Source organism: Novosphingobium malaysiense (assembly GCF_000802225.1).
In the GTDB taxonomy this organism is placed as follows: Bacteria; Pseudomonadota; Alphaproteobacteria; order Sphingomonadales; family Sphingomonadaceae; genus Novosphingobium; species Novosphingobium malaysiense.
The window spans coordinates 280,809-295,640 of record NZ_JTDI01000005.1 but is presented as its reverse complement, the minus strand read 5'-3'; the positions used below and the strand labels follow the sequence as shown (position 1 = coordinate 295,640).

Below are 14,832 nucleotides of genomic sequence, written 5' to 3'. Positions count from 1 at the left end.
TCTGCACAAAAATCTCTCGATACACGATCTCGTAAATACGAGAGACTGAATGTAAAGGCGTTACCTGCAAGCAATCGCAAACACAGTTCGCTGAATAGAGGAAGTGCACACCTCCCGAAGGAAATTAAACCTGCACCTATTTTCCGCCAGGCCGCAGAATTTTTCCTGCAGACTTTGCCCGATCTGGTGAGAAAAATGCCTGCCCAACCAGCAAGGCATGCCGGTTGGACCGGTGCTGAATACCCTGCTGCAATTGCGCTTTCAGGGAGCCTTCACACCACGCCAGGAACAGGCACTTCGACGCAGCGTATCCGCCCGCTCGTCTTGTCCTTGTGAGCCGAATTCGAAGCTTCCATGAGGAACAGCGTGCGAAGGTCCTCACCGCCAAGTTCGCAAGCAAATCCGCCGCCGTCGCTCACATCGATGGAATCTACGATCTCGCCGCCTTCGCGCACGCGCACGAAGGACGGCTTGTCCAGCGGCATCGCCACCCAGGCGGCTCCTTCGGAGTCAAGACAGAACTTGCCGGGCCGTCCCGGCAGGTCGGCCCAAGTCCGCCGGTTCGAGAGGTTACCATCCAAGCCGATATCGAACGCCACCAGTCGGCGCGCCGCTGTTTCTCCTACGATCAGGGTCGTGCCATCCGGCGTGACCTTGATACCCTGCACCATGTGCATGTCATCGACGACTACTTCGATTCCGATGTTGCTCCGATCCGATAGGTCGACCTTCACCAGCGGCGAGATCGGGCAGTTATCCACCCGGTCCGCAGGCGTTGCCCCCTCACTGTTGGGCAGGCTACCGACATAAGCCCAGCCGCCGGGATGCATGCTCATGTCATTGCATTTGTCGACGATCGCATCGCCAAGCTCGACAACCGCTTCCTCGGCCCCGTCCTTGGAGAAAATCCGCAGAGACTTGTCACGCATGCTAACTGCGACAAGTTCGCCTCCGGACAACCAGCCCAGTCCGAGCGGCCATGGCTCGACATCGGCGAACTTTCTGATCGATCCGTCAGTGCCCAGCACAGAAACGTGCCCGGCCAGCATGTCTGAAAAATAGAGTTCACCACCGTGCCAGCGTGGGCCGTCCGGCAGAAAGAGCTCTTCGGCGCACAGCTTTATAGCAGACGTGTCGATCATTAATCCTCTCCGATGGACTCCGATCGGGTCGGTCGTTCAATTCGAACGTCCGTAGCTGTGATCGAGTTGGCTTTTCTATGCAATCACCTGGGCCGGACGTCCAGCGGGACGCGATTTTTCACATTTGCAATACCGCCTGCACTTTTTCATCATCATGCGGTTGCCTGCCATCAATGAGATGCGGGAAGACCAGCAGCCCCCCAATAAGGTGGCCTCGTCGATCGAACCATGGTGCGACTTCGTCAAAAAATTCCCCATGCGCTGAGAGACGCCGCAATCGGGCTTAAAATGCGATAACGCTCAGTAGTTCACGTGGCGGCCCTTCTGCCCTGTTGCGACGGCCTGCAAAATCCCTACCCCGCTTTCGTTACTTCCAATCAGGAGCGGAAATCTCATGGCGCGTTCGGTAATCGTAACCGGTGGGTTTGGTGTATTGGGCCAAGCGGTAGCCCAATCCTTTGTTCAATCAGGCGACAAGGTAGCGCGCATCGATTATGCCGCTGCCCCAGCAGTGATGATGAGGAACGCGCTCGACATTGGCGGGATCGATCTGACAGACATTGTCGCTACTCAGTTGGCCGTCGACACGGTCATCGCCGCACATGGCGGACTGGACATTCTCATCAACATCGCGGGAGGGTTCATCTGGGAAACTCTCGAAGATGGCGATCTGGCCAGTTGGGCAAGGATGCACGCCATGAACCTCATGACCGGGGTAACGATCACCAAGCTCTCGTTGAAGGCGTTGAAAACGTCCGGGGCGGGACGGATCATCAACCTTGGCGCTGGCGGCGCCGTCAATGCGGGTATGGGCATGGCACCCTATGCCGCTTCCAAATCCGGCGTTCACCGCCTGACCGAAGCACTGGCCGAAGAACTGGCCGGCACCAGTGTGACCGTCAACGCCGTCCTACCCTCGATCATCGACACGCCGGCCAACCGGATGGACATGCCCGATGCGGATTTTTCACAGTGGGTACAACCGGATGGGATCGCGAAAGTAATCCAGTTCATCGCCTCCCAGGATGGCGGCGCAATAACCGGCGCGCTCATTCCCGTATCACGGCGAACGAACTGATTCACGTTATTTGGATGTCCCTCGACTGCGAGCATCAAGCAGCGCGATTGAGGCGGACATCCGGAAACCTTTTGCCCGCCTAGTTAGAACTAATACGACTTCCGCGGGATCGACCAGCAGCCGAACCCCACCCTCGATAGCCATCAGCCCGAGCCACTTTTAAGGCTCGAGCCGATGAGGCATGGTGTTTTGCACAGCGGACATCTCAAAGATCGGGGATTTGCCAGTGCAATACTAGGCTTGCACCGCATCCTTCGCGAAATCGAGAGTACCAAGGAAGCGTTCGGCATCCAGCGCAGCCATGCAGCCGGTACCGGCCGCCGTCACAGCTTGGCGGTACGTGTGATCCATCACGTCGCCGCACGCGAACACGCCCGGAATCGCTGTCTTGGGAGTGCCCGGTTCCACAACCAGGTAGCCACTTTCGTCCATTTCAAGCTGCCCTTTAAACAACTCGGTTGCCGGAGCATGGCCAATGGCGACGAAAGCGCCTTCTGTGGCGAAATCCTGTATCTCGCCGGAAATCGTGTCCCTTAGACGGAGAGCATTCAGCCCCTTCTCGTCTCCCAGGAATTCATCGACGGTCTTGTTCCAAAGCACGTTAATCCTGGGATCGGCGAAGAGACGTTCCTGCAAGATTTTCTCCGAACGGAGTTCTTCGCGACGGTGGATCAGGGTGACATCGTCCGAGTGGTTGGTAAGGTAGAGCGCTTCTTCGACCGCCGTGTTGCCACCGCCAATAACCACGACCTTTTTGCCCCTGTAGAAGAAGCCATCGCACGTGGCACAGGCCGATACGCCTTTACCCGAGAACGTCTGTTCGCCGGCAACACCAAGCCACTTCGCTTGCGCCCCTGTGGCGATCACCACGACATCGCCGATGTACTCATCCCCACTGTCGCCAATGGCCTTGAACGGAGAACCATTGACCAGATCGACGCTGGAGATCATGTCCCACATCATGCGTGTACCGACATGCTCTGCCTGCGCCTGCATTTCCTGCATCAGCCAGGGTCCCTGGACCACATCGCGAAAGCCAGGATAGTTCTCAACATCGGTGGTGATCGTCAGTTGGCCGCCGGGTTGCAGCCCCTGCACCACGATAGGCTTCATTCCAGCGCGCGCGCCGTAGATCGCGGCAGAAAGACCTGCTGGCCCGGAACCTATGATCAACATGCGCGTGGTATGAGTTGTCATCGCGAATTCCTTTTCTATCTGAACTTCAATTCGTGGCTTGGAGGAAGCGGAAAACCGGCTACCAAACGTGCACCGCTAGCTGTGATCTCGATGCCGCGCCACGCGAAGGGATGATTTGCTTCCAGCACCATGCCGCCTTCTGAGACGCTCCATGCGGTAACGAAATTGTCCTGATTGCAAAGATCGCCGAGCACGTTTGGCTTTGCCAATTTTTGAATTCACGCATCGCCTTCCACTTTGCCCAATAGGGCCGGAGAACGCGCAACGGCTTCCGGGAAGGCATAGTTCAGCCTGTAGCGCACGGAGCCTGCATCGACTGGCTCACGGCAATGGCTGCAGACGATGAGAGGCTGGAAATCTCTGCCGCAGGTTGTGTGAGTGAGGATCAGGGGCGCCGGATATCCTAGCCAGTGATCGCCCCATGAAAGCATCTGGATCAGCGGAAGATAGAGATCGCGACCCGCCGGCGTCAGGTGATACTCCTTGCGCACGGGACTTTCAGAATAGACCTGCTTGATCAGAATTCCCCGCCTGACCAGATGGCTCAACCGGTCGGACAGGATATTTGGTGCGATGCCCAGGTTCTCGCGCAACTGTTCGTAGCGCCGCACGCCGAAAAAGAACTCCCGCAAGATCAAGAAGGTCCAGCGTTCGGCAACGACCTCTACCGTCCGCGACACGGACGAAGGGCGGTTGCGCTCAAAGTTCTGCGCACCTTTGCGGCGCCGGCGTTGTTGTCTGTCCTGTCTCGGCGCGAACCCGGCGCCTGGCCCATCTCGATAAGTGACATTGCCCGAATGGACCGCGCCACCGCATTCAGAACAGGCAGTATCCGGCGTAAAGGGATGGCCGCACCCATTATGTATCAAGGTCAGCGGCGGGCCGTGCTCATCCAGCAGGTGCTTGTCGCCAAAACGCATCAGCGCCAGCATGACGAGATAGAGATCCTTGCCGCTCTCGGTTAGACGATATTCTGAACCACGTTTTTCGATCACGCCTGCATCGGTCAATTGCGCAAGCCGGTTCGAAAGCGTGCTGCGCGGCGGTTCAAGGGCTGCATGAATTTGCGCGAACCGGCGCGCGCCCATGTAGAATTCGCGAAGGATGAGGAATGCCCACGCGTCCCCTACAATGGCGAGGGTCCGCTCCACCGAGCAGTTGCGGATCAGGTGTGGTGGGTCTGCCTCGTTTGTCATTGCGCTACATCGAGGAAACGGCAAAGCTTTGGCAAGGCCCCCGCCATCGTGATCAAGATCCGTCGCCATTCAACTTTTGACTGCATCACGCAATTGGTAGCGAATTATCTTGCCCGACCCGGTACGCGGAATTGCCTCTACCGCATGAATCACCGTGGGCACCTTGTATGACGAAAGGTGTTGGCGGCAATGTTCGATTACCACGTCCTGATCGAACCCACTGTCGCGCGGGATCACGAACAAGCCGACGATCTCGCCCAGGCCTTCATGGGGCAATCCAACAACTGCGCAATCAACGATGCACTCCAGCTTCGCGACAACCTCCTCGACTTCGGCCGGAGCAATGTTCTGACCGCCTCGAATGATCAGTTCCTTGATCCGGCCGGTAATGGTCAGAAAGCCATTGCGATCAGACCGGGCAAGGTCGCCCGTATGATACCAGCCGTTTCGTATGGCCTTGGCTGTCTCCTCGGGCTTGTTGAGGTAGCCGGTCATCACGTTCGGGCCGCGAACGATCAATTCGCCTTCCTCACCCGGATCGCAATCGCGCATCGTTTCAGGGTTCACCACACGCACCGCCAACCCCACGATGGGTAAACCGCAGGACCCGGGCACGCGTCCGCCCTCAGGACCATTCATCGTGACCATCGTCGATGTCTCGGTGATGCCATATCCATCCAGCAGCTTAACACCGAAACGGCGCTCGAATTCGTCGTTAAGGGCAGCAGGAAGGATGGCACCTGCCGTCACGCACAAACGAAGGTTAGACAGGAGGAAATCACCTTCCTTGCGCGCCGTTTCGATCAGATAATGGAAGATCGTCGGGACGCCCGGAAACAGGGTAAATCCGCCGCCGCGCAACAGACGGGTCGCCTCACCCGTGGAGAAACGTTCCATCAGGTATATCGAGGCACCGGTCGCGACAATCGAGACGACACACAGGTTCAAGGCATAGGAATGGAACAGAGGCAGCGGCGCCAGCATCGTATCGTCAGGTCCCAGGCCAATCATCGGGGCCCAGCATGAGGCCGTGACCCACAGCATGCTGCGCTGGGTGAGCAAAACGCCCTTCGGCTGGCCGGTCGTGCCGGACGTGTAGACGATAAAGGAAGGCGCATCGATGTCCCCGCCCTCGCAGGCGGGCATAGTGCCCGGTGCCATTGCCATGTCTTCCAGGGTCAGCAAGCCTTCGCCGCCCACGGTAACGATCGCTTCCAGAGCGGAAGTTTCTGCCCTGACCGCTTCGACCACCGCGACCTTTTCCGGCAGCGTCACGACCACGCGGCACGCAGAATCGGACAACCGGTAGGAGACTTCGCCATCCTTTGAATCGATGCTGACCGGGACCGCCACGGCTCCTGCCCGGACCACGGCGAGCACGCTTTCCACCCAGGCCACAGAATTGGGCAGATATACGGCCACCGTGTCGCCCGGGACGACGCCCAGATCCGCCAGACGGCTCGCAATGTTCGCGGTGCGCTGTTCGAGGCCCGACCATGTCACACTGCCGCTTGCATCGCGGAACGCGACGCGATCCCCGCGCTGCGCGGCGTGCCGCTTCAAGTGGCTGGCAATCGGTTCAATAAGGTCAGACCGGAACATGCAAACTCCTCTTGCCCAATCATTCAAAGCCTGCCCAAATGGCAGGCCGGCGGGTTAGATCCGCCGCTGCGCGCCCGGCAATCTGGCCGCTACAAAGCCCGCCAGCGCGGCAAGCACGACGTGTGCCAGACCAATGCGGTCCTCACTCGCGGCCTCCCCGGTCAACAGGGCAATCGCACCAAGGACGATGCCCGCAAGAAGCCACAGCCAGCGCCCGGTTGGCGCCATTTCCGGCCCTGCGGACGCAGTGGCCAGTGCCGGGCGGGGCGGTGCCGATTGCTGACCTGCGGTCGCCTGAGGCGCCTTGCCCGCTGCCGCGCCCCCAGCTGGTGCGGTGACTTCCTGCGCGAACTGTTTGAAAAAGGCCCCAGCCATGGTGCGCGCCGTCGCATCGATCATGCGTCCGCCCAATTGCGCAAGCTTGCCGCCGATCTGGGCCGAAACCTCATAGGCAAGCACGGTCTCGCCGCCATCTTCGGCCAGGCGGACGACGGCACCGCCGCGCGCGTGACCGGCAACACCACCCTGTCCTTCGCCGGTGATGCGATAACCGTTGGGGGGATCCATGTCGGAGAGGGTTACCCGTCCCTGGAACCGCGCGGAGATCGGGCCGACCTTGACCAGCGCGATCGCGGTCATTTCGGTGTCGGATTCCTTCACCAGTTCCTGGCATCCGGGAATGCAACGCCGCAGGACTTCGGGATCGTTCAGCGCTTCCCAGACCTGTTGCCGCGGCGCGGGAATTCGCTGTTCGCCGGTCATTTCCATCAGGCAGCCTCCCCGAAGTCAACGACGAGGCGTACCACCTTGCCTTCGTGCAGACGGTCGAAGCCCTCGTTGATATCCTCAAGGCCGATCTTGTCCGTCATCAACCTGTCGATCGGCAGGCGGCCCCGGCGGTACAGGTCCATGTAGCGCGGAATGTCGCGCACCGGCACGCAAGTGCCGATGTAGCTCCCCTTGAGCGTGCGCTCCTCGCCCACGAGGCTGACAATGTTGACGCCCAACTGCGCATCGGGCGGCGGCAAACCGGCGGTGACCGTGGTTCCGCCCCGCTTGGTCATCTTCCAGGCGTTTTCCAGCGCACGCGGTACGCCCGCAAATTCCAGCGCCACATCCACCCCGCCGCGCGTCAATTCACGCACGGTATCGACGCAGGCCGGATCGGCGGCATTGACCGCATCGCTGGCGCCAAGCTCCCTGGCCAGAGCCAGCTTCCCATCATCAAGATCGACGGCCACGATCTGCCCTGCCCCGGCAGCCACCGCGCCCAGCACGGCGGCGAGCCCCACGCCGCCCAGGCCGATGACGGCAACGCTCTGCCCTGGCCTGACAGCTGCGGTATTCACCACAGCGCCCATGCCCGTCAGCACCGCGCAGCCAAACAAGGCTGCATGATCGAAGGGAATATCCTTGGCGACTTTCACAAGCGAATGGCGCGAGACGACAGCATGATCGGCAAAGGCCGAGCAACCTAAGTGATGATGTAGCACCTGGCCGTCGGCGATCTCATGCAGACGCAGGCCACCGGCCAGAAGCTCACCCTTCCCGTTGGCGGCAGCGCCCGGTTCGCACAAGGCGGGACGGCCTTCCGAACAAGGCAGGCAATGGCCGCAACTCGGCATGAAGACCATCACGACATGATCCCCCGGCTCGAGGTCATCGACGCCTTCACCGATCTTCACGACCACCCCTGCCGCCTCGTGCCCCAGCGCCATCGGCATGGGACGCGGACGGCTGCCGTTGATGACGGATAAGTCGGAATGGCACAGTCCGGCAGCCCGGATCGAAACGAGGACTTCGCCGCTACCCGGCTCGTCCAGTTCCACATCCTCGATCCGCAGGGGGCGGCTTTCCCCGTAAGGATGGGCTGCGCCCATCTCGCGCAAAACGGCGGCCTTGATCCGCATTGGGTATCCTCTCCAACTTGACAGCGGCGCGCTCATGCGGGCTGCCTCGGCATCGATTCACGCCTTGACTCTCCTCCAAGTAGTCCATTAATGCAAGTGGCTATTGTTAGAAGACCATGGAAGAGGCCTGATGAGCTGCGACTCCGGCAATGCGCCCACGGGCAAACAGCGCGACCAGCGCTCGGATTACGTCCGATTCCACCCGATCCTGACGCGCTGGATGGACAACGACGTCTATGGGCATGTGAATAACGTGGTCTATTACAGCTACTTCGATACCGCGGTGAACGCGGCACTCATTGCTGAGGGCCTGCTCGACCCGTTGAACAGCGAAAGCATCTGCCTGGTCGTCGAGACCGGCTGCCGCTATTTCGAAGCCCTGAGCTTTCCGGAAGAGATCGAGGCCGGCATCCGGGTCGAACGGCTGGGCAATTCCAGCGTCCGTTATGGCATCGGCCTGTTCCGCAAGGGCGAGGACATCGCCGCCGCCGAAGGCCATTTTGTCCATGTCAGCGTGAACCGCGACACGCGCAGGCCATCGCCGTTCTCGCCGGAATGGCGCAGCTTCCTGTCCTCGCTGGAAAAGTCACCGGAAGCATGAGCCACCCCGCGATCCCCGTGACCCGCGATGGCGCCATTGCCACCGTCACGCTCGAGCAGCCCGGACGCCACAACGTCGTCAACTTCAAGATGTGGCTGGCGCTGAAGGAGATCTTCGAAGGCTTTGCTGCCGACAAGACCTTGCGCGGCGTGATCCTGACTGGCGCAGGCACTTCGTTCAGCGCAGGTGCGGACATCTCGGACTTCGATGAAACGCGCGGCACCACCGAACAGGGCATTGCCTACGAAGTAGCCGTCGATGAGGCCTGCGACGCCATTGCCGCGCTAAGCGTGCCGGTAATCGCAGCGATCCGGGGATATTGCTATGGCGGTGCCTGCAATCTTGCCATGGCCTGCGATTTCCGCTTCGTGGCGCCTGACGCCAAGCTGGCCATTCCCGCCGCCAAGCTCTCCATCGTCTACAGCTCCCGCGGCATGGCCCGGCTGGTTTCCCTGGTGGGCGTGTCCGAAGCGAAGCGGATCTTCTACACGGCCCGCCCCTTCGACGCCGAGCACGCCCTGCGCACGGGCTTTGCCGACGAGATCGCGGGAGATCCGCAGGCCGCCGCGCACCAATGGCTGGATGGCATCAGCGCCCTCGCACCGCTTTCGATTGCGGGCTCCAAGGCGATCCTGACGATGATCGCGATGGCTGATCGTCCGTTCGACCTGCAGCTGGCCCATGACGTCACCGTGAAGGCCCTCGTCAGCCACGACTATTCCGAGGGCCGCCTGGCCTTTGCGGAAAAGCGCACGCCCGCCTTCCGGAACGAGTAACGTGAAGCCGGCTCCCTTCGCCTATGTCGCGGCCACCAGCGTGCAGCACGCAATCGAGGCTCTCGCTGCAGCGGGCGGCGACGGCAAGATCATCGCGGGCGGGCAAAGCCTGATGCCGATGCTCAATTTCCGGCTGGTGCGCCCCAGCGTGCTGGTGGACATCAACCGCATCCCGGGCCTCGACAGGATCGAGGATACCGGCAAGATGTTGCGTATCGGTGCGCTCGTGCGCCATCGGCTGACCGCGTCCGATCCGTTGATCGCCCATCATGTGCCCGTGCTGCACGAAGCGATGAACCACGTCGCCCATCATACGGTGCGCAATCGCGGGACTTTCTGCGGCAGTCTCTGCCATGCCGATCCGGCGGCCGAAATGCCGATGATGGCGCTGCTGCTGGACGCTGTTGTCGAAATCACCGGGCCTGCCGGCACGCGCCACTTGCCAGTACGCGAATTTCTGGTCGCCTCGCTGACCACGGACCTGGCACCCGACGAACTGGTTACCGCGGTTGAGATTGCCAAGCCCGCCCCCGGCACCGGCTGGGGCTTTGCCGAATTCGCGCGGCGCCATGGCGATTATGCGCTGGCCTGCGTCGCAGCGCTGGTCGAAAGCCGGGACGGTGCCGCCTGCAATGTCCGCATTGCCGCCATGGGCATCGGCGATACGGCTCTGCGCCTGTCAGCCGCAGAAGCCGCGCTGGAAGGCAGCGGATTTTCGGACGAGGAAATCACGCGAGCGGTGAGCGCGCTGCGCGACGAGATCGAACCCATGTCCGACTTGTCCGGCTCTGCCGATTACCGCCGCCATCTGGCCGGTGAACTGGCCCGCAATGTGCTGGGCGAGGCATGGCGACGCGCCGCGCCGGAGGTGCCGGCATGACCGATACCGGCACCGTCGCCATCACCGTTTCCGTCAACGGGGTGGCCCACACCCGCGAGGTAGAACCGCGCTTGCTGCTGAGCGATTTCCTGCGGCACAAACTGGGCCTCACTGGCACCCATGTCGGCTGCGAACACGGCGTATGCGGCGCCTGCACCGTCCTGCTCGATGGTTACAGCGCCCGCTCCTGCCTGACATTGGCCGTGCAGGTCGACGGATGCACCATCGAGACGGTGGAAAGCCAGGGCACGCAGGACGCGCTCGGGCCGATCCAGGCCGCCTTTCGCGACCATCACGCCTTGCAATGCGGCTATTGCACCCCCGGCTTCATCATGACCGTCGCCGACCTGCTCGAACACCATCCACTCGAGAACGACGAGGACATCCGCGAAGCTCTGTCGGGCAATATCTGCCGCTGCACCGGATATCAAAACATAGTCGCTGCCGTGCGCGAGCTGGCGAAAGCAAGAGGACCCCTCACATGAAAATGCATTTCCTTTCCGGTGGACGCCTGCGCATGCGCAAGTCCGTCTACTTCCCCAGCGCCGAAAAAGGCGAGACCTTCGAGCTGCCGGTGATCTGCACGCTGCTCAAGCATGAGCAGGGCAACGTCCTCTTCGACACCGGATGCAGCCCCGACGCGGCTGAAAACGGCGAGGAGCGCTGGGGCGGCATGGTCAAGGTAATGAACCCCATCTTCCGGCCCGAGGATGCCGTCACCGGCCAGCTGGACAAGGCCGGCCTTACCCCTGACGACATCGACGTCGTGATCTGTTCGCACCTGCATGCCGACCACTGCGGCTGCAACGCGCATTTCCGCAAGGCGACGATCATCGCGCACGCCGCCGAAGTCGCCGCCGCCACGGCCGAAAACGGTCCGGCGATGGGCTATCTTCCGGTCGAATGGGACCAGCCGCAGGGCTTCGACGCCTTCGAAGGCCAGCGCGACCTGTTCGGCGATGGTCGCATCATCCTGCTGCCCGTGCCCGGCCATACCCCCGGCATGACCTCCGCGCTTGTCACCCTTGACGAAGCGGGAGAATTCCTGATCGCGTCCGACGCCATCGCGGTCGAGGCCAATCTCACCGAAGGCTATGCCCCCAAGAACAGCTGGGACCTCGAAAAGGCCAACATCGCCATCGAAGAGCTGCGCAAGATCGGCGAACGCGGCGCCCAGATCATCTTCGGACATGATGATGCGCAGTGGAACCGGCTGCGCAAGGGCGCCGATTTCTACGCATGAAGGACGCTGGCCTCTCGGTTGAAATGCGGCCCAAGATGGTCGGCTCCCGCGTCAAGCGGACCGAGGACCCGCGCCTGCTTTCCGGAACCGGCCAATACGTCGACGACCTGCATCCGGCGGAGATGGTCCACGTCGCCATCGTGCGCAGCGATCAGCCCCATGCCCTGATCCGCGACATCCGGGCAGACGCCGCACTGGACGTGCCGGGGCTGATCGGTGTCTACGATTTCACCGACCTTGAAGGCGAGGTCAGCCCGGCCATCCCCTCCTCGCGCATGCGCAATTACTACGCCACACCGATCTGGCCGCTGGCGCGCGGCAAGGTGCGTTTCGTGGGCGAGGCCGTGGTCGCCGTCGTTGCCACCAGCCGCTATGCCGCCGAAGATGCGGCGGGACTGATCGAGATTGACTACGATCCCCTGCCGTTCGCATCCGACCCCGCCGACGCGGCCTGTCATGATGCGCCGCTCCTGCATGAGGAAGCCGGCACCAACGTCATCATCAGCCGCGAATTCCAGCACGGCGACATCGACGAGATACTTCACACAGCTCCCGTCGTGGTGAAGGGCCGCTTCCGCATGACGCGCAAGTCGGCCAGCGCGATGGAATGCCGCAGCTACCTGGCGCAATGGGACAAGCGCTCTCGGGCGATAACGTTCCACACCTCGAGCAACATCCCCGGGATCGTGCGCGACGTGCTGTCCTCCTCGCTCGGGCTGCCGGGCCACCGGCTGCGCGTGATCGCACCGGAAGTGGGTGGCAGTTTCGGCGGCAAGGGCTCGCTCTATGCCGAGGAAATCCTCGTCTGTGCGCTGGCCCGCAAGCTGGAGCGCCCGGTCAAGTACGTGAGCGACCGGCTGGAGGAACTGTCATCGTGCAGCCAGGCCTTTGACGAATGGATGGACGCGCAACTGGCGGTCGATGAACAGGGCCACTTCCTGGGCCTCAAGGCCGACGTCATCGGCGATATCGGCGCCTATTCGATCTATCCCTGGACCGGCGCGCTGGAACCGGTCCAGGTGATCAGCTTCATGCCCGGCCCCTATCGGGTAGAGCACTATCATGGCCGCGTGCGCGGCGTGCTGACGCCCAAGCCGGCCACTGGCCCTTATCGCGGCGTCGGCCGTCCATCCTCGACCTTCGCAATGGAGCGGCTGGTCGACATGGCCGCGCGCAAGCTGGGCATGGACCCTGCCGAAATCCGCCGCCGCAACCTGATCCGCGACGAGGAATTCCCCTATCGCACCGCACCGGGGATTATCTGGGACAAGTCCGCGTTCCAGGAATGCTTGGCCGCTGCATGCGACGGCGCAGACTACACCGCGATGCGCGCGTGGCAGGAGGAAGCCCGCGCGCAAGGCCGCTGGGTCGGCATCGGCTTCGCCAGCTACGCCGAATTGACGGGCATCGGCTCGCGCATCGCGGTGGCCCCCGGCATGCCGATCAACACCGGCACCGAAACCTCCACGATCCGCATCGATTCCACTGGTGCGATTACGGCCGACTTCGGCATCGCGTCGCATGGCCAGGGTCTGGAAACCACATTGGCGCAAGTGGTGGCTGACGAGCTGGGCTGCGCGTTCGAGGATGTGCGGGTGCGTCAGGGCGATAGCGAAGTAGCCCCGCAGAGCACCGGCACGTATGCGAGCCGCTCTGCCGTTCTGGCAGGCGGCGCGGCCACAAAGTCCAGCCGCGTGCTCAAGGCCAAGGTGCTGCGTGCCGCCGCCATGCTGCTCGACGTAAGCGAAGAGGACCTGGAGGCCAACGGCGGCGTGATCCGTTCGCGTTCCTCCAACGCCGTGCTCACCTTCCGCGAAGTGGCCGATGCTGTCTACAACCGGATGGGCGCGATCCCGCACGACAAACGCGAGGATCTCGTCTCGACCGAGACCTATGATCCCTATCTGGGCACCGCCTGCTCATCGACTCACCTGTGCATGGTGGAAGTCGATCTGCAGACCTTTGGCGTTACCATCCATCGCTATTTCGTGGCCGAGGATTGCGGGCGGATCATCAACCCGATGATAGTCGACGGGCAAGTCCATGGAGCAGTAGCGCAAGGCGTTGGCGCTGCGCTTCTGGAAGAGATCCATTACGGAACCGATGGCCAGCTTCAGACCGGCAGCTTCGTGGATTACCTGCTTCCGCTGGCCAGCAACATGCCGGATATCGGTATCGCCCATGTCGAGGCTGAATTGCCGAACAACCTCGGCGGATTTCGCGGCATGGGCGAAGGCGGCACGATCGGTGCGCCGGCGGCCATCGCCAACGCCATATCCGACGCGCTCTCCCCGCTCGGCGTCGAGATCGAGACTTTGCCGGCCACCCCGGACAGGCTCTTCAGGCTGGTTACTGCAAAGACCCAGGAAATTTCATCTCAGGAAGGAAACAAGAAATGAGCGGAACGCTCGAAGGCAAGGTAGCCCTCATCACCGGCGCGGCACGCGACGTCGGACGTGAAATCGCCCTGACAATGGCTGCCGAAGGTGCAGCAATTGCCATCAACTACCATTCCAGCGCCGAAGCCTCGGAAAAGGTCGTGCAGGAAATCACGGAAGCGGGCGGCAAGGCCAAGGCCTGGCAAGCAGACGTCGGTGACTTCGACAGCACCAAGGCGATGGTCGATGATATCGTCAAGACCTTCGGCGGCATCGATATCGTCGTCAACAATGCTGGCGTGGCCGAGCGCGCCCGGTTCGTCGAAACCACATCCGAACAGTGGAAGCGACACATCGACATCGGCCTCATGGGCACGGTCAACACTGCCCGCGCGGCACTTCCCTACATGATCGAGGCCAAGAAGGGCGGACGCATCATCTCGCTTGGCGGCGACAGTTCGCGCGTGGGTGAGGCAAACCTCTCGATGGCCGCGGCAGCACGCGCAGGCGCGATTGCCACCATCAAGTCGATGGCAAAGGAAGTCGGCCGCAACGACATTACCTGCAACGCGGTCATGCTCGGCATGATTCAGTCTGCCCACTCAGACCCGAAGTGGCTTGAGGAAATGATGCCGAAGATGGTCAAGAACTATCCCCTCAAGCGCATCGGACAGCCTTCCGATGTCGCACCGATGATCGCCTTTCTTGCCTCGGACGGTGCAAAGTGGATCACGGGTCAGACGATCAGCATCAATGGTGGCTTTGCCATGGTGTGATCGCGAGGTAGGGCGCGCAACGCCGCTCCGGCGGCGTTCGCACTCCTCTTATC

General features: G+C 61.8%; 15 protein-coding genes. 8 read left to right on the top strand and 7 right to left on the bottom strand.

The genetic code is table 11. The annotated features are described in order from the left end of the window. Positions 1-272: 272 nt before the first annotated feature. The gene (locus LK12_RS23925; protein WP_052223526.1) at positions 273-1,142 is read right to left on the bottom strand and encodes an SMP-30/gluconolactonase/LRE family protein; all 870 of its coding nucleotides are present in this window, start codon (positions 1,140-1,142) and stop codon (positions 273-275) included. A 394-nt stretch (positions 1,143-1,536) separates the two neighbouring features. Here LK12_RS23925 and LK12_RS17085 point away from each other — a divergent pair, with 394 nt between their 5' ends. Further along, positions 1,537-2,220 carry an SDR family NAD(P)-dependent oxidoreductase gene (locus LK12_RS17085; protein WP_039286549.1) on the top strand — a complete coding sequence of 228 codons (684 nt, stop codon included), beginning with the start codon at positions 1,537-1,539 and terminating at the stop codon, positions 2,218-2,220. A gap of 234 nt (positions 2,221-2,454) precedes the next feature. Here LK12_RS17085 and trxB read toward each other — a convergent pair whose 3' ends face one another. The 6 genes from trxB to LK12_RS17055 form a co-directional block, all read right to left on the bottom strand. Continuing rightward, a complete protein-coding gene (gene trxB, locus LK12_RS17080) occupies positions 2,455-3,417 on the bottom strand; it encodes a thioredoxin-disulfide reductase (RefSeq protein ID WP_039286547.1) in 963 nt (320 codons plus the stop codon). A gap of 14 nt (positions 3,418-3,431) precedes the next feature. Further along, positions 3,432-3,626, bottom strand: a complete 195-nt coding sequence (locus LK12_RS17075; protein ID WP_231568395.1) for a hypothetical protein — start codon at positions 3,624-3,626, stop codon at positions 3,432-3,434. A gap of 9 nt (positions 3,627-3,635) precedes the next feature. Further along, the gene (locus tag LK12_RS17070; RefSeq protein WP_039286544.1) at positions 3,636-4,613 is read right to left on the bottom strand and encodes a winged helix-turn-helix transcriptional regulator; all 978 of its coding nucleotides are present in this window, start codon (positions 4,611-4,613) and stop codon (positions 3,636-3,638) included. Positions 4,614-4,682: 69 nt separating this feature from the next. Then, positions 4,683-6,176, bottom strand: coding sequence for a class I adenylate-forming enzyme family protein (locus LK12_RS17065; protein WP_197063569.1), 1,494 nt, complete (start codon positions 6,174-6,176; stop codon positions 4,683-4,685). Between the two features lie 93 nt (positions 6,177-6,269). Then, on the bottom strand, positions 6,270-6,983 hold the full coding sequence (locus LK12_RS17060; RefSeq protein WP_039286541.1) for an SRPBCC family protein: 714 nt from the start codon (positions 6,981-6,983) through the stop codon (positions 6,270-6,272). Further along, a complete protein-coding gene (locus LK12_RS17055; protein ID WP_039286539.1) occupies positions 6,983-8,125 on the bottom strand; it encodes a zinc-dependent alcohol dehydrogenase family protein in 1,143 nt (380 codons plus the stop codon). Before LK12_RS17055 ends, LK12_RS17060 begins: the two co-directional genes overlap by 1 nt. A 130-nt stretch (positions 8,126-8,255) precedes the next feature. Between LK12_RS17055 and LK12_RS17050 the strand changes: the two genes are divergently transcribed. The 7 genes from LK12_RS17050 to LK12_RS17020 are packed head-to-tail and all read left to right on the top strand — an operon-like array spanning position 8,256 to position 14,779. Then, a complete protein-coding gene (locus LK12_RS17050) occupies positions 8,256-8,726 on the top strand; it encodes an acyl-CoA thioesterase (RefSeq protein ID WP_039286537.1) in 471 nt (156 codons plus the stop codon). Beyond that, positions 8,723-9,502 carry an enoyl-CoA hydratase-related protein gene (locus LK12_RS17045; protein ID WP_039286535.1) on the top strand — a complete coding sequence of 260 codons (780 nt, stop codon included), beginning with the start codon at positions 8,723-8,725 and terminating at the stop codon, positions 9,500-9,502. The genes LK12_RS17050 and LK12_RS17045 overlap by 4 nt, the downstream gene beginning before the upstream one ends. A gap of 1 nt (position 9,503) precedes the next feature. Next, positions 9,504-10,382, top strand: coding sequence for an FAD binding domain-containing protein (locus LK12_RS17040; protein ID WP_039286534.1), 879 nt, complete (start codon positions 9,504-9,506; stop codon positions 10,380-10,382). Then, on the top strand, positions 10,379-10,867 hold the full coding sequence (locus LK12_RS17035; RefSeq protein ID WP_039286960.1) for a (2Fe-2S)-binding protein: 489 nt from the start codon (positions 10,379-10,381) through the stop codon (positions 10,865-10,867). The genes LK12_RS17040 and LK12_RS17035 overlap by 4 nt, the downstream gene beginning before the upstream one ends. Then, positions 10,864-11,625: an N-acyl homoserine lactonase family protein gene (locus LK12_RS17030; protein WP_039286532.1), complete on the top strand. Its 762-nt coding sequence runs from the start codon at positions 10,864-10,866 to the stop codon at positions 11,623-11,625. The genes LK12_RS17035 and LK12_RS17030 overlap by 4 nt, the downstream gene beginning before the upstream one ends. Beyond that, a complete protein-coding gene (locus LK12_RS17025) occupies positions 11,622-14,024 on the top strand; it encodes a xanthine dehydrogenase family protein molybdopterin-binding subunit (RefSeq protein ID WP_039286530.1) in 2,403 nt (800 codons plus the stop codon). Before LK12_RS17030 ends, LK12_RS17025 begins: the two co-directional genes overlap by 4 nt. Continuing rightward, the gene (locus tag LK12_RS17020; RefSeq protein WP_039286528.1) at positions 14,021-14,779 is read left to right on the top strand and encodes an SDR family NAD(P)-dependent oxidoreductase; all 759 of its coding nucleotides are present in this window, start codon (positions 14,021-14,023) and stop codon (positions 14,777-14,779) included. The genes LK12_RS17025 and LK12_RS17020 overlap by 4 nt, the downstream gene beginning before the upstream one ends. The last annotated feature ends 53 nt before the right edge of the window (positions 14,780-14,832 follow it).